The organism is Agromyces sp. NBRC 114283 (assembly GCF_030268405.1).
Classification (GTDB): domain Bacteria; phylum Actinomycetota; class Actinomycetes; order Actinomycetales; family Microbacteriaceae; genus Agromyces; species Agromyces mediolanus.
The window spans coordinates 2,067,555-2,081,611 of sequence record NZ_BSQP01000001.1; the positions used below are offsets into that span (position 1 = coordinate 2,067,555).

At 73.8% G+C, this 14,057-nt stretch carries 14 protein-coding genes; 12 read left to right on the forward strand and 2 right to left on the reverse strand.

All coding sequences use genetic code 11. From position 1 onward, the window contains the following. The first annotated feature begins 13 nt into the window (after positions 1-13). Entirely contained in the window at positions 14-1,105 is a 1,092-nt protein-coding gene (locus QSJ60_RS09980) for an NAD(P)H-dependent glycerol-3-phosphate dehydrogenase (protein WP_372458615.1), read from the forward strand. Continuing rightward, complete coding sequence (locus QSJ60_RS09985; protein WP_230763151.1) at positions 1,005-2,111, forward strand: D-alanine--D-alanine ligase family protein; 1,107 nt, start codon at positions 1,005-1,007, stop codon at positions 2,109-2,111. Before QSJ60_RS09980 ends, QSJ60_RS09985 begins: the two co-directional genes overlap by 101 nt. A 9-nt stretch (positions 2,112-2,120) precedes the next feature. Here the strand turns inward: QSJ60_RS09985 and QSJ60_RS09990 are convergent, their stop codons facing one another. Then, complete coding sequence (locus tag QSJ60_RS09990; RefSeq protein WP_230763153.1) at positions 2,121-2,624, reverse strand: DUF3515 domain-containing protein; 504 nt, start codon at positions 2,622-2,624, stop codon at positions 2,121-2,123. 24 nt (positions 2,625-2,648) lie between these two features. Between QSJ60_RS09990 and thiL the strand changes: the two genes are divergently transcribed. Then, positions 2,649-3,644 (forward strand): thiamine-phosphate kinase, encoded by a 996-nt coding sequence (gene thiL, locus QSJ60_RS09995; RefSeq protein ID WP_285463515.1) that lies wholly within the window; start codon positions 2,649-2,651, stop codon positions 3,642-3,644. Here thiL and rsmD read toward each other — a convergent pair. Next, the gene (gene rsmD, locus QSJ60_RS10000; RefSeq protein ID WP_230763156.1) at positions 3,614-4,216 is read right to left on the reverse strand and encodes a 16S rRNA (guanine(966)-N(2))-methyltransferase RsmD; all 603 of its coding nucleotides are present in this window, start codon (positions 4,214-4,216) and stop codon (positions 3,614-3,616) included. The two genes, thiL and rsmD, sit on opposite strands and share 31 nt — an antisense overlap. Positions 4,217-4,309: 93 nt before the next feature. Between rsmD and QSJ60_RS10005 the strand changes: the two genes are divergently transcribed. The 9 genes from QSJ60_RS10005 to rnc are packed head-to-tail and all read left to right on the forward strand — an operon-like array spanning position 4,310 to position 14,057. Beyond that, the gene (locus tag QSJ60_RS10005) at positions 4,310-5,113 is read left to right on the forward strand and encodes a tetratricopeptide repeat protein (protein ID WP_230763158.1); all 804 of its coding nucleotides are present in this window, start codon (positions 4,310-4,312) and stop codon (positions 5,111-5,113) included. Then, entirely contained in the window at positions 5,110-7,311 is a 2,202-nt protein-coding gene (locus tag QSJ60_RS10010; RefSeq protein ID WP_230763160.1) for an ATP-dependent DNA helicase RecG, read from the forward strand. The genes QSJ60_RS10005 and QSJ60_RS10010 overlap by 4 nt, the downstream gene beginning before the upstream one ends. Before the next feature lie 42 nt (positions 7,312-7,353). After that, positions 7,354-7,845, forward strand: a complete 492-nt coding sequence (gene coaD / locus QSJ60_RS10015) for a pantetheine-phosphate adenylyltransferase (RefSeq protein WP_189084771.1) — start codon at positions 7,354-7,356, stop codon at positions 7,843-7,845. A 29-nt stretch (positions 7,846-7,874) separates the two neighbouring features. Continuing rightward, complete coding sequence (locus QSJ60_RS10020) at positions 7,875-8,858, forward strand: AAA family ATPase (protein WP_189084772.1); 984 nt, start codon at positions 7,875-7,877, stop codon at positions 8,856-8,858. Positions 8,859-8,860: 2 nt separating this feature from the next. Continuing rightward, a complete protein-coding gene (locus tag QSJ60_RS10025; RefSeq protein ID WP_230763162.1) occupies positions 8,861-10,237 on the forward strand; it encodes a DUF58 domain-containing protein in 1,377 nt (458 codons plus the stop codon). After that, a complete protein-coding gene (locus QSJ60_RS10030; RefSeq protein ID WP_285463516.1) occupies positions 10,227-12,533 on the forward strand; it encodes a transglutaminase TgpA family protein in 2,307 nt (768 codons plus the stop codon). Before QSJ60_RS10025 ends, QSJ60_RS10030 begins: the two co-directional genes overlap by 11 nt. A gap of 11 nt (positions 12,534-12,544) precedes the next feature. Further along, positions 12,545-13,105: a YceD family protein gene (locus QSJ60_RS10035; protein ID WP_502871385.1), complete on the forward strand. Its 561-nt coding sequence runs from the start codon at positions 12,545-12,547 to the stop codon at positions 13,103-13,105. Between the two features lie 9 nt (positions 13,106-13,114). After that, positions 13,115-13,318: a 50S ribosomal protein L32 gene (gene rpmF, locus QSJ60_RS10040; protein ID WP_067950558.1), complete on the forward strand. Its 204-nt coding sequence runs from the start codon at positions 13,115-13,117 to the stop codon at positions 13,316-13,318. Between the two features lie 28 nt (positions 13,319-13,346). Next, the gene (rnc, locus tag QSJ60_RS10045) at positions 13,347-14,057 is read left to right on the forward strand and encodes a ribonuclease III (RefSeq protein ID WP_189084775.1); all 711 of its coding nucleotides are present in this window, start codon (positions 13,347-13,349) and stop codon (positions 14,055-14,057) included.

A 14,057-nucleotide genomic window follows, 5' to 3' on the forward strand; every position in this document is an offset into this window, starting at 1 on the left:
CACGCGCGTCGCGGTGCTCGGGGCGGGCAGCTGGGGCACGACCTTCGCGAAGATCCTCGCCGACGGCGGCGCCGACGTCATGCTCTGGGCCCGGCGGCCCGAGCTCGCGCGCGAGATCCAGGAGGCGCAGCGAAACAGCGACTACCTCCCCGGCATCAACCTGCCGCGGGGGCTCCGCTCGACCAGCCGGCTCGACCTGGCCCTGGCCGGGGCCGAGCAGGTGTACATCTCGGTGCCGAGCCAGTCGCTCCGCGACAACCTCGAGGCCATCACGCCGCACCTCCACGCCGAGGCGATCGTCGTCTCGCTGATGAAGGGCGTCGAGAAGGCGAGCGGCCTGCGCATGAGCCAGGTCATCGCCGAGGTCCTGCCGATCGACGAATCGCGCATCGCGGTCATCTCGGGCCCGAACCTCGCGCTCGAGATCGCGAAGGAGCAGCCGACGGCGGCCGTCGTCTCCTCCTCGAGCCTGGAGACGGCGCAAGCCGTCGCCTCGGTGTCGCGCAACCGCTACTTCCACTCCTTCGTGAACACCGACGTGCCGGGCACCGAGTTCGGCGGCGTGCTGAAGAACCTCATCGCGGTGGCGATCGGCATCGTCGACGGCGCCGGCTACGGCGAGAACACGAAGGCCTCCATCCTCACGCGCGGCCTCGTCGAGATGACGGACTTCTCGGTCGCGTACGGCGCGCAGCCGGAGACGCTCTCGGGCCTCGCGGGGCTCGGCGACCTCATCGCCACCTGCCAGTCGCCGCTGTCGCGCAACAACACCGCGGGTCGGCTGCTCGGGCAGGGCTACCACCTGAAGGACGTCGTCGAGCGCATGCAGCAGACGACGGAGGGCTTGGCCTCGGTCGGCCCGATCCTCGAGCTGGCGAAGGCGAAGGGCGTCGCGATGCCCATCGTCGAGCAGGTGCGCCAGGTGCTCGCCGGCACGCTGGCTCCGCGCGACATCGCCCCTCACCTCACGACCGACGACGAGCCCCAGGGCGAAAGGACGAACGATGGACAAGCTCAGGGTGGTTCTGCTCTTCGGCGGGCGTTCAAGCGAGCACTCGATCAGCTGCGCTACGGCGGGGGGAGTGCTGGGGGCGATCGATCGTGACCGCTTCGAGGTGATCCCGGTCGGGATCACCCGCGACGGCGCGTTCGTGCTCGAGTCGGATGACCCGGCGCGCTTCGCCCTCGACCCGGCGCAGCTGCCCGAGGTCGTCGACAATGGCACCCGGGTGAGCTGGCCCGAGAGCGCCGTCTCGCGCGAGCTGCGGGTCACGACGGCGTCCGCGGAAGGCGGCTCGGACACGCGCTCGCTCGGCGACGTCGACGTGGTGTTCCCGATCCTGCACGGCCGCTTCGGGGAGGACGGCACGATCCAGGGCCTGCTCGAGCTGCTCGGCCTGCCCTACGTGGGCAACGGCGTCCTCGCCTCCGCGGCCGGCATGGACAAGCACGCGACGAAGACGCTGCTCGAGGGCGCCGGCATCCAGGTCGCCCCCTGGGTGACGCTCACCCGTGCGGCGCTCGACGCCGATCCGGTGCTGTGGCAGCGACGGGTGCAGGCGCTCGGTCTGCCCGTGTTCGTGAAGCCGGCCCGCGCCGGCAGCTCCGTGGGCGTCACGAAGGTGAACGACTGGTCCGGGCTCGACGCCGCGCTCGACGTCGCGTTCGCCGAGGACCGCAGCGTGCTCGTCGAGTCCGCCGTGTCCGGGCGGGAGATCGAGATCGCGGTGCTCGAGGGGCCTGAGCCCGGCGAGGTCGGCGTCAGCGTCGCCGGCGAGGTCATCGTCTCGGGCCGCGACTTCTACGACTTCGAGGCGAAGTACCTCGACGCGCCCGGCGTCGAGCTCGTCTGCCCGGCCGATCTGGGCGACGGCGAGCTGTTCGAGCTGCAGCGCGTCGCACGGCGCGCCTTCGAGGCGCTCGGCGCCGAGGGGCTCGCCCGGGTTGACGTCTTCCTGACCGACGAGGGCTACGTCGTGAACGAGGTGAACACGATGCCCGGCTTCACCCCGATCTCGATGTTCCCGACGTGCTGGCTGAACTCGGGGCTCAGCTATCCCGAGCTCATCACCCGCCTCGTCGAGGTCGGCCACGCGCGCGGCGCGCGCTGAGCGGACGGCTCAGCCCTCGCTGGGCACCTCGCCGAGGTCGTCGACCGAGGTGCAGCCGCCGTCGGCGGGGATGACGCCGACGGCGTTCGAGAGGTCGGCGATCGCCGTGGTGCCGCCGACGACGTCGTTGTCGACGAGCACCTCGACGGCCGGCGTGCGGCCGTACGTGGTGAACAGGTAGCGCGGGGCGTCGGACTCGTCGATGATCCAATCGATGCCGTCGACGCTCACGCAGCGGTCGGTCGTCGGCCCGGGAACGGGCACGCCGCAGCGCAGCAGGACCGAGGCCGGCTCGCCCCAGGCTCCGGTGCCCTGCGCGTTCGTCTCCCGCTTCGGCAGCTCGGCGACGGTGTCCGGCAGGCGGACCACGAGCGAGGCGCAGTCGGCGTCCGAGGCCTCGGGGGCGGGGTCGAAGGGCACGATCGGGGTGCAGGCGGCGAGCAGCAGGGCGGCGGGGGCGGTCACGGCTGCGGCGCGCAGGGCGCGGCGGAGCCGGGCGGAGCGGAGAGACATCCAGGCCAGGCTAGCGTGGGAGCCATGGAAGACGCTCTGAGCGCCGCGACCTCGATCGGACGGCTCGGCGAGGACGCGGTGCTGGCCAGGGTGCTGCCGAGGCTCGCGCCCGGGGAGTCCGCGCTGCTCGGCGCGGGCGACGACGCCGCGGTGGTCGCCGCCGCCGACGGCCGCTTTGTCGTCACGACCGACCTCATGGTGCACGGGCCGGACTTCCGGCTCGCCTGGTCGACGCCGCACGAGCTCGGCTGGAAGGCGGCGGCGACGAACCTCACCGATGTCGCTGCGATGGGGGCGCGGCCGACGGCGCTGACGGTCGCGATCGCGGCCCCGCCGGAGCTCGACGTCGCCGTGCTGGAGGGCATCGCCGACGGCCTCCGCGAGGCGCTCGCGTCCCTCGCCCCCGGGGCCGGCGTCGTCGGCGGGGACCTCTCCGTCTCGACCGTGCTGACGCTCGCGGTGACCGCCTTCGGCGACCTCGAGGGGCGCACGCCGGTCCTGCGCTCGGGGGCCCGCGTCGGCGACGTGCTGGCGCACGCGGGCGCCAGGGGCGATGCGGCGCGCGGGCTGGCGCTGCTGTTCGGCGAGGCGCGGGACGCCTCGGGGGAGCCGGATGCCTCGCTCGCCGCCGAGCTGCGTCGGCGCGAGCCGGAACTCCTCGCCGCGCAGCTCGCCCCGCGGCCGCCCGTCTTCGCGGGCGTCGCCGCGGCGGCGGCCGGCGCCACCGCCATGCTCGACGTGTCCGACGGCCTCGCCCGTGACGCCCGGCGCATCGCGGTGGCGAGTGGCGTCGGCCTCGACTTCGACACCGCCGCGCTGGGAGCCGACCCCAGGCTCGCCCTCGCGGGGGCCGAGGACCACGGACTGCTCGCGACCTTCCCGCCGGGCACCGCGCTGCCCGCCCCCTTCGAGCGGATCGGACGCGTGGTCGATGGCCACGGCCGCCTGACGCTCGACGGCGAACCCGTGGAGGCGCTGGGCTGGGACCCCTACTCGGGCTGGGACGGGCGCGCGGGCTGATCCGCGGCCACGGCCCACCACAGCGTCGTCTCGCCGTAGTCGCGGCGACGTTCGGGCTCGATCCCCGCGGGCCAGACCGGTTCGGGGGAGCGCGCACTGCGCTCCACGACCACGAGCGCGCCCTCCGCGAGCACTGGGGCGAGCGCGGCGAGCTCGCGGGCGAGCTCCGGCTCGCCCAGCTCGTACGGCGGGTCGATGAAGACGAGGTCCCAGGGGCCGGGCGCCGCGCCGGGCTCGAGGAAGGCCGCGACGCTGCGCTGAGCGACCCGGACGCTCGGAGCGGCGTCGCGGGGCGCCGCACGGCGCACGGCGTCGGCGTTCCTGCGGCAGACGTCCGCGGCGGGCTTCGCGCGCTCCACGAGCACGACCTCGGCGGCACCGCGGCTCGCGGCCTCCAGCCCCAGGGCCCCGGACCCGGCGTAGAGGTCGAGTACGCGGGCTCCGTCGATGGCGTCCCGCGCTTCCAGCGCGGAGAAGATCGCCTCCCGCACGCGGTCGCTCGTCGGCCGGGTGCCCGAGCGGGGGACGGCGAGGGTCTGGGAGCCGGCGAAGCCGGCGATGATGCGCGTCATGCTCCAGGCAGTGTATCGGCGGACAGCATGCCGGGCGCGTCATCCGTCGTCAAGGGGTCGCCCGTTCGGGGGGCGCGCTGCCATGATGGTGAGGTGGAGGATTCGACCGACCTGTCAGCCAGTTCGCCCGATCATCGGGGTTCGGAGCAGCGCGAGATCGATCGGCTGTGGGACTTCGCCGATCCGGTGGCGAGCGAGGAGCGATTCCGCGCGGCATCCGCGGATCCCGAGCGCAGCGCGCACAAGCGCGCGGTGATGGCCGCGCAGCTCGCCCGGGCGGTGGGACTGCAGGGCCGCACCGAGGAGGCGCTCGCGGTGCTCGACGGCGTGGCCGCCGCGGCTCCCGGCTCCGAGTCGGGGCCGGAGGCCGCCGAGCTGCGCGCCCGCGTCGCGCTCGAGCGTGGACGACTGCACGCGGCCGCGGGCCGCCCGGAGGACGCGCTGCCGGAGCTCACTCGTGCCGTCCGAGAGGCCGCTGCCGCGGGCGCCGCCTTCCTCGTGCTCGACGGCCTGCACATGCTCGCGCTCACCGACGGCGGACACGAGGAGGAGTGGGCGGCGGAGGGCTTCGACGTCCTCGCCGGCTCCCGCGACCCGCGCGTGCTGCGCTGGGGCATCGCATTGCACAACAACCTCGGCTGGACGAAGCACGACGGCGACGACCCGGTCGCCGCACTGCATCACTTCACCCTCGCCGCCGAAGCCGCCGAGCAGTACGGCAGCGCCGAGCAGCTGCGGGTCGCGCGCTGGTCGATGGCCCGGGCGCTGCGCACGCTGGGGCGCACCGAGGAGGCGCTGGCCATCCAGCGCGCGCTCGACGCCGAGCGCCCCGACGATCCGTTCGTGACGGCCGAGATCGAGGCGCTGACGGGGGTACGGCCTACGATCGAGGCATGACCGCCGCAGCAGCCGAGCCGAGCGTGGAGCCCGGCTCCTTCGCCCTGGAGTCGAAGCTCGCGACGGCGCTCGGCTCGCGCACGGCGCAGGCCGTCGAGCGCGCGTTCGGTTACCGCACCGTCGGCGAGTTCCTCTCGCACTACCCGCGCCGCTACGCGATGCGCGGCGAGCTCACGGCGCTCGACTCGCTGCCGCTCGACGAGAACGTGACGATCGTGGCCGAGGTGCTCGAGGTCCGCGAGCGGCCCATGCGGCAGCGGCGCGGCTCGATCGTCGAGGCGAAGATCTCCGACGGCAACGGCGTGCTCATCCTGACGTTCTTCAACCAGTCGTGGCGGCAGAACGAGCTGCAGCCGGGCCGGCGGGGCATCTTCGCCGGCAAGGTCGGCTCGTACAAGGGCGCCAGACAGCTCGCCCATCCCGACTACGAGCTCTTCGATGAGCAGACCCCGCGCACGGTCGACGAGGCCGAGGCGGTGCGCTGGGCGCAGGCGCCGATCCCGATCTACCCGGCGACCTCGACGATCGCCAGCTGGCAGCTCGCGAAGTCGATGGCGCTCGTGCTCGACGGCCTCGGCCGCGTCGACGACCCGCTGCCCGCCGAGGTGCGCGAGGCGCGCGGGCTCGAAGGGCACCGCCGGGCCCTCGAACTGATCCACCGGCCCTCGACCGAGGGCGATTGGAAGGGGGCGCGGCGCACGCTGCGCTTCACCGAGGCCTTCGTCCTGCAGACCGCGCTGCTGCAGCGTCGGGCGGCGCTCCGCTCGCACGCGGCGATCGAGCGCCGGCCGAAGCCGGGCGGGCTGCTCGAACGCTTCGACGCGGCGCTCGGCTTCGAACTCACCGAGGACCAGCATGAGGTCGGTCGCGAGATCGCCGACGACCTCGCGAGCGCCGCGCCGATGAACCGGCTCGTCCAGGGCGAGGTCGGCTCGGGCAAGACCCTCGTGGCCCTGCGGGCGATGCTCGCGGTGGCCGACACGGGCGGGCAGGCGGCGCTGCTCGCGCCCACCGAGGTGCTCGCCGCCCAGCACGTGCGCTCCATCGCGAAGGTGCTCGGCCCCGAGCTCTCCGCCGAGCTCATCCCGACCCTCGTCACCGGCCAGCTGCCCGCCGCCGAGCGGCGCAAGGCGCTGCTCCGGGTCGCCGCGGGCCAGGCCCGCATCGTCGTCGGCACCCACGCACTCATGGGCGACCGCGTGACCTTCGCCGACCTCGGCCTGGTCGTGGTCGACGAGCAGCACCGCTTCGGCGTCGAGCAGCGCGAGGCGCTGCGCCTGAAGGGCCGCACGGCGCCGCACGTGCTCGTGCTCACGGCCACGCCGATCCCGCGCACGGTGGCGATGACAGTGTTCGGTGATCTCGACGTCTCGACCATCCGGCAGCTGCCCGCCGGCCGCGCCGGCATCACCTCGCAGGTGGTGCCGCTCGCCATCCGTCCGGCCTGGCGGTCCCGCATCTGGGAGCGGCTCGCCGAGGAGCTCGCCCAGGGGCGGCAGGCGTTCGTCGTCTGCCCGGCGATCGACCAGAAGCAGACGGAGGACGATGGCGAGCCGCTCGAGCCCGCCGAGACGGACGCCGCGCCGGCCGCCACCGTCCTCGCGACCCTCGCCGAGCTGCGGGAGCATCCGCAGTTGGGCTCGGCCCGCATCGAGCCGCTGCACGGCCGCATGGCCGCCGACGAGAAGGACCGCGTGATGCGCGCCTTCGCCGCGGGCGACATCGACGTGCTCGTCGCCACCACGGTGATCGAGGTCGGCGTCGACGTCCCGAACGCGAGCGCCATGGTCGTGGTGGACGCCGATCGCTTCGGCGTCTCGCAGCTTCATCAGCTGCGCGGTCGCGTCGGTCGCGGCGGGGTGCCGGGGCTGTGCCTCCTGGTGACCCGGGCGGTCCCCGGCTCGGTCGCGCTGCAGCGCGTCGAGGCGGTCGCGGCGACGCTCGACGGCTTCGAGCTCGCCCAGGTCGACCTGGAGCTCCGCCAGGAGGGCGATGTGCTGGGCGCGCGGCAGTCGGGCGGGCGCTCCTCGCTGAAGCTGCTGCGGGTGGTGCGCGATGCCGAGCTGATCGGCGAGGCGCGCGGCCACGCTGCCGAGGTCCTCGCGGCCGACCCGGGCCTGGCCGGCCACCCGGCGCTCGCGGAGGCCGTGCGCCGGCGGCTCGACGACGAGGCGAGCGAGTTCCTGAGCAAGAGCTGAGGCGGCCGGCTCGGCGGCTCCGCCGGGCACTACGCTGGAGCCATGCAGCGGATCGCCGTCGTTCCCGGCTCGTTCGACCCCGTCACCCTCGGACATCTCGATGTCATCGGGCGTGCCGCCGGGCTGTACGACCAAGTCCACGTGGTCGTGGTGCACAACCCCGACAAGAGCGCCCTCCTGCCCATCGCGCAGCGCGTCTCGCTCATCGAGCAGTCGATCTCGGACGCGGGCATCCAGGGCGACATCGTCGTGGCGAGCTGGAGCATGGGGCTGCTCGTCGACTACTGCACCGATGTCGGGGCGAGCGTGCTCGTCAAGGGCATCCGCTCCCAGCTCGATGTGGCCTACGAGACGCCGATGGCGATCGTGAACCGCCACCTCGCCGGTGTGGAGACCGTCTTCCTCCTGCCGGATCCGGCGAACGCCCACGTGTCGAGCTCGCTCGTGCGGCAGGTCGCCTCCCTCGGCGGCGACGTCGGGCCCTATGTGCCCGCCTCCGTCGCGGACTACCTCGCGGCGGCGATGACGCCGTGAGCGAGGCGGGCGCTGCGACCATGACGGGGATGCCGGATCCGGGCATCGACGAGGTCGGCGCCCGCGCCGCGGCCATCGTGGAGAACGTCGAGACCGTCATCAGCGGCAAGCGCGACGCGGTGGTCGCCGCACTCACCGTGCTCCTCGCCGAGGGGCACCTGCTGATCGAGGACGTGCCGGGCGTCGGCAAGACGATGCTGGCGCGCTCGCTCGCGCGCTCCGTCGATCTCACCGTGAGCCGCATCCAGTTCACCCCGGATCTCCTGCCGAGCGACGTGACGGGCGTCTCGGTGTTCGACCAGTCCTCCCGCAGCTTCACCTTCAAACCGGGACCGGTGTTCGCGAACCTCGTCATCGGCGACGAGATCAACCGCGCCAGCCCGAAGACGCAGTCGGCCCTCCTCGAGTGCATGGAGGAGCACCAGGTCACGGCGGACGGCGTGACCCACCGCCTCGGCCGCCCCTTCGTCGTCGTCGCGACGCAGAACCCGGTCGAGATGGAGGGCACCTACCCGTTGCCCGAGGCGCAGCGCGACCGCTTCATGGCGCGCATCTCGATGGGATATCCGGCACAGGCCGACGAGCTCGCCATGCTGTCGACGCGCGAGACGGCGAGCCCGATCGAGCTCGTCGACCCCGTCGTCGGGCTGGAGGAGCTGCAGGGCATGATCCGCACGGTGTCGCGGGTGTTCACCTCCGCACCGGTCAAGGAGTACGCGGTCGAACTCGCCCGCGCCACGCGCGACGACCGCCAGCTGCGACTCGGCGCCAGCCCGCGGGCGACGCTGCAGCTCGTCCGCGCCGCCAAGGCGCATGCCGCGATGCACGGCCGGGACTTCGTGCTCCCGGACGACATCGACGCGCTCGCCGTGCCGGTGCTCGCCCACCGCCTGGTCCCGACGAGCCGGGCGCTCGGCTCGCACGACCACGACAGCGGGCCGCTCATCGACGCGGTCGTCCGCCGCATCGTCGCCGACACGCCGGTGCCGATCGGCAGCGCGCGAAGGGACTAGCCGTGCCGGCATCCACCCGCCGTCAGCCGCGCACCGTCCCGCGGCTGACGCGGCGCGGCACGGCCCTCGTGGTGATCGGCGCGGTGCTCGCCGGCGTGAGCCTCTGGTTCGATCTCCGCGACGTGCTGCTGCTCGCCTTCGTCGCGATCGCGATGCCCGTCGTCGGGCTCTGCTACGCGGCCCTGCGGATACCGAAGCTCGCGGTGACCCGCGTCTTCGCGCCCGCCACGGTGGCGGCGGGCGGGTCGACGCGGGTGCGGCTCACCGTGCAGAACCGCTCTCGGCGACCGTTCGACGGGGCGAGGTGGCGCGACGAGGCGCCGGCGCCCCTGCTCGCACCGGGGGAGGAGATCCTCCCCGGCGTCGGACCGTGGGAGCGGACGCTGCCGAGCGGGGACGACACCGTCCGGCTCGACTACCTGCTCCGCACCCCGCGGCGCGGCGCGTACCCCGTCGGGCCGCTGCAGCTCTCGCTCGGCGACCCGTTCGGGCTCGCCGTGATGCGGCGCGCGGTCGGCGGGGAGCGCGAGCTGCTGGTGACGCCGCGGGTCACGGCGATCGACGGGTCCGTCGCCCGGACGGCGTCCGTGGACGGCACCCGGCACGGTCTGCAGCGGCGCACCCACCCCAATTCCGACGAGTTGATCGCCCGCGAGTACCGCTACGGGGATCCGCTCCGGCGGGTGAACTGGGCGGCGACGGCGAGGCGCGGCGAGCTGATGGTGCGCGAGGAGGAGCAGCGGGGCGACGCGGAGGCGCGACTCCTCCTCGACTCCGCGCCGCGCAGCCGGGGCGACGACGCGCATCGCGGGGACGCGCCGGACTTCGAGTTCGAGCTGGCCGTGGAGGTCGCCGCGTCGATCGGCATCCACCTGCTGGACCGCGGATACCGGCTGCGGCTCGACCCGCTCGAGGAGGGCGCGCCGGGGCGGGGCGAGTACCGGGAACCGGGCGGCGGGGCCGCCGTGCTCCTCGAGGACCTCGCCCGGATCCCCGCACCCGGTGCGTCGCGCCGGCGGGAGCACGGCGGTGCGCGCCCCGCCCGCGACGAGCGCGCCGGCGGCGCGGCACGACTCACCGCCACTCGGGACCGGCGCGCACCGATGCCGGGATTCGCGGTCCTCGTCCGGCCGGCCGAGGAACGGCTGGCCGAACTCGCCGCGCTCCGTCCCGCCTTCGCCCCGGCGGTCGCCGTGGTGCTGCCGACGGTGGCGGAACGCTCGGTCGATGCCCTCGAACGAGCGGATTGGCGGGTGGTCCGCATCCGTCGCGCCGCCGAGCTGACGACTGCGTTCGGTCCCGGGCGGATGCCGGTGCCGCCGGCCGCCCGCGAGACGACGTGGGACGAGTTCCTGGCGGGTGAGCGCGATGCGCCGTGACCGGGCCCCGCTCAGCCGTCTGCAGTCGGTGGCGCTGAGCGGATCCGCATTCCTCCTGCTCGTGATCGCGGTGATGGCGCTGGGCCCCCTGCTCGCCGGGGCCGGCTGGTGGTGGCTCTGCGCCGCCACCGCGGCCGCGGTGCTCTTCGGCGGGGCTGGCCTCCGGGCCATCCGCGTCCCCGCCTCCCTCGTGCCGGTGGGGGAGCTCGGCATCCTCCTGCTGGTGCTCACCCTCTTCTTCGGCGGAGCGAGCTCGTTCCTCCTCCTGATCCCCACCGCCGACACCTTCGGCCTCTTCGGGGAGCTCCTGGGCGGGGCGCAGCGCACCATCCAGCAGCAGTCGGTCCCGGCCGTGGTCGTCCCGCCGCTGGCCTTCGCGCTCGCGCTCGGGACCGGACTGCTCGCCGTCGCGGTCGACCTCGCCGTGCACACGCTCAGGCTCCCGGCGCTGGCCGCGGCACCGGCGATGGTGCCGATCCTGGTGCCCGGATTCCTCATCGAGGACGGCGCGGAGGTCGGCACGCTCGTGCTCGCGGCCGCCGCGTTCCTCCTTCTGCTGCGAGTGGACGTGCGGGTGCGGCGCCGCGCCGCGCTCGCCCAGCACGACGACGACGAGGTGCGCATCACGGCGCCGCAGCGCATGCCGATCGGATCGACCCTGCTGCCGACCGTCGGGCTCGCCGCCGCCGGGCTCGTCGCCGCCTCGCTGCTCACCGCTTCTACCCCGAGCGTCTCGACGAGCCTGCTGCTCGGCACCGGGGGCCAGGGGGCGCTGTTCGCGCGCGGCGTGAGCCCGTTCCTCGACCTCGGGCGCGACCTGCGCCGGCCGGACGCGGTGCCCGCCTTCAGCTACGTCGCGCGCGATGGCGACCGGCCGTACTTCCGGCTGCTCACGATCGATCGCTTCGACGGCGAGGTCTGGGGCCCCAGCGAGCGTCGCATCGACGGCGACAATGCGGTCACGGAGTTCCCCACCCCGACGGGCCTCGGCGACGAAGTGGCGCGCTCGCAGCACCCCATCGATGTCACAGTGCAGCAGCTGCGCACCACCTGGCTGCCGCTGCCGTACCCGGTCGCCTCCGTCGAAGGGCTCGACGGCTCCTGGTTCTGGGATCGCGGCTCCCTCACCGTGCGCAGCGCCGACAGTGACACGAGCGGGCAGCAGTACCGGGCGACCATGCTCGAGATCGAGCCCACCGCCGAGCAGCTCCGTGCGGCGGGGGACCGCATCCCCGAGTCGATCCAGGAGTTCACCGCGCTCCCCGAGGACGTCCCCGCGTCGATCCGCGAACTCGCCGGGGAGCTGGGGGCGCGCGGGGGCACCGCCTACGACCGGGCCGTCGCCATCCAGGAGTATCTGCGCGGCGCGGACTTCAGCTACTCGGTGGAGGCGCCCGTCGAGGAGGGGTACGACGGCGGCGGGCTCGACGTGATCGCGGAGTTCCTGGAGCAGCGCGAGGGGTACTGCGTGCACTTCGCCTCGACGATGGCCGTCCTCGCCCGGGAGCTCGGCATCCCCTCGCGCATCTCCGTCGGCTACACCGCGGGCACGCCCACGACGAAGCGCGTCGAGAACGTCTCCGTCGTCCAGGTCGACAGCCAGGACCTGCACGCCTGGCCCGAGCTCTACTTCCAGGGCGTCGGCTGGGTGCCCTTCGAGCCGACGCCCGGCCGCGGGACGGTGCCCGACTACTCCCGCCCCGGCGCGAGCGAGACCGCCCCGGCGCCCGAGCGCGTACCCGGGACACCGGCGCCCACGCCCGGCGCCCGGCCCGATCTCGACCCGGAGCGGCAGCTCTCGGGCGGCCGGACGTCCGCGGCGACGAACGACCCGGCGGTCTGGCCGCTCGTCGCCCTCGCGCTCGCGCTGCTCCTGCTCCTACCTGCGGCCGTTCGGATCTGGGTGCGTCGGGTGCGCCTGCGCCGGATCCGCCGCGACGATCGCGGGGCGGATGCCGCGTGGCGGGAGGCCATGGCCACCGCGAGCGACCTCGGGTTCCCCGCCGGGGCCGACGACGCACTGACCCCGCGCGAGGCCGCCGAGGCACTGCTCGACGAGCTGGGCGGGCTCGACGAGGGGGCGCGCAGGGCGCTGCACGCGCTGCGGGATTCGGTCGAGCGAGCCAGGTACGGTCCGCCCGGGACCGCGGCGCCGGCGTCCGAGGAAGCGCTCGTCGAGCTCGTCGCCGCATTGCGCGCCGGCGCGTCGCCCGTCGCCCGGTGGCGCGCCCGGCTGCTGCCGGCGTCGTTGCTCGATACGGCGCGGGCGGGCCGCCGGGCGGCTGCGCGCGCGTAGAATGGCCGATCGTGGCCCATCACGATTCCCCGTACCGCATCACCGTGCGCGACCTCATGCACCGCCCGGGCGAGATGCGCGAGGTCGAGCTCGATCTCGCTGCCCCCGCCCAGCTCGGCGAGGGCCTGGTCGCCGTCCGCGAGGGCTCCGAACTCGAGCTCGACGTCCGACTCGAGTCCGTGCACGAGGGGATTCTCGCGAGCGTCGAGCTCGATGCGGTGGCCGAGGGGGAGTGCAGCCGGTGCCTCATCGACATCGCCCTGCCCGTCGAAGTCGAGTTCCAAGAGCTTTTCGCGTATCATTCTGGGGAAGCTTTCGAGTATGAGGTTCAAGACGACCACGTGGATCTTGAACCGCTCATCCGAGATGCGGTGGTGCTGGCACTGCCCTTCCAGCCGGTGTGCCGGCCTGATTGCCCGGGTCTCGACCCTGTGACCGGGCAGCGTCTGGCTGATCATCCGGAACTCGTCACCCCCGAGCAGCGCGACCCGCGATGGGCCGCGCTCGCGGGGTTCGAGGCTTCCGAAGACCAGGGCGCTGCCGAGGGCAGTGCTGAATCTGAGAGAGATTGAGAGAGAGACATGGCTGTTCCCAAGCGGAAGAAGTCACGCGCCAACACCCACGCGCGCCGTTCGCAGTGGAAGGCCGAGGTCCCCACGCTCGTCAAGACCGTCGAGAACGGCAAGGTGACCTACAGCCTCCCGCACCGCGCACGCGTGGTCGAGGACTCGGCGGGCACCCCGCTCTTCCTCGAGTACAAGGGCCGGAAGGTCGCCGACGTCTAGTCGGCCCTCGGACTCCGAACGACCGGTCGTGGCGCGCGCGCGGCAGACGGGACCTGCGGATCGAGACCTCGTAGCGCTCCAGGAGACGCTGCAGATCGAGATCGACCCCGAACTGCTGCTGCTCGCGCTCACGCACCGGTCGTTCGCGTACGAGAACGGCGGCATCCCGACGAACGAGCGACTCGAGTTCCTCGGCGATTCGATCCTCGGGCAGGCCGTCACGGTGCGGTTGTTCCGCGATCACCCCGAGCTCGACGAGGGCGAGCTGGCCAAGCGCCGGGCGAGCCTCGTCTCGAGCGCGGCGCTCGCCGAGGTCGGCCGCGCGATCGGGCTGGGTCCGTTCATCCGGCTCGGCCGCGGTGAGACGATGACCGGCGGCGCCGACAAGCCGTCGATCCTTGCCGACACGGTCGAGGCCATCATCGGCGCGACCTACCTCGACGCCGGCGACGACGCGGCGACGGCCCTCGTGCTCCGCCTCGTCAGCCCCCTCATGAGCGACCCCGCTCGCTTCGGGGCGGCGATGGACCCGAAGACGAGTCTGCAGGAGGCCGCGGCCCGCCTCGGCGCCCCGCCGCCCGTGTACGAGGTGGCCGAGAGCGGCCCCGATCACAGCAAGCACTTCCTCGCCACCGTGTCCGTCGGCGAACTCGTCCGGGCTTCCGGCGAAGGATCGAGCAAGAAGCAGGCCGAGATGGCCGCGGCGCTCGAGGCCTGGACCTCGCTGAACGCGAGCTGA

Coding starts and splice junctions, on each gene's coding strand:
- QSJ60_RS09985 (WP_230763151.1), top strand. CDS start 1,005: ATGGACAAGCTCAGGGTGGTTCTGCTCTTCGGCGGGCGTTCAAGCGAG.
- QSJ60_RS09990 (WP_230763153.1), bottom strand. CDS start 2,624: ATGTCTCTCCGCTCCGCCCGGCTCCGCCGCGCCCTGCGCGCCGCAGCC.
- thiL (WP_285463515.1), top strand. CDS start 2,649: ATGGAAGACGCTCTGAGCGCCGCGACCTCGATCGGACGGCTCGGCGAG.
- rsmD (WP_230763156.1), bottom strand. CDS start 4,216: ATGACGCGCATCATCGCCGGCTTCGCCGGCTCCCAGACCCTCGCCGTC.
- QSJ60_RS10010 (WP_230763160.1), top strand. CDS start 5,110: ATGACCGCCGCAGCAGCCGAGCCGAGCGTGGAGCCCGGCTCCTTCGCC.
- coaD (WP_189084771.1), top strand. CDS start 7,354: ATGCAGCGGATCGCCGTCGTTCCCGGCTCGTTCGACCCCGTCACCCTC.
- QSJ60_RS10020 (WP_189084772.1), top strand. CDS start 7,875: ATGCCGGATCCGGGCATCGACGAGGTCGGCGCCCGCGCCGCGGCCATC.
- QSJ60_RS10030 (WP_285463516.1), top strand. CDS start 10,227: ATGCGCCGTGACCGGGCCCCGCTCAGCCGTCTGCAGTCGGTGGCGCTG.
- rpmF (WP_067950558.1), top strand. CDS start 13,115: ATGGCTGTTCCCAAGCGGAAGAAGTCACGCGCCAACACCCACGCGCGC.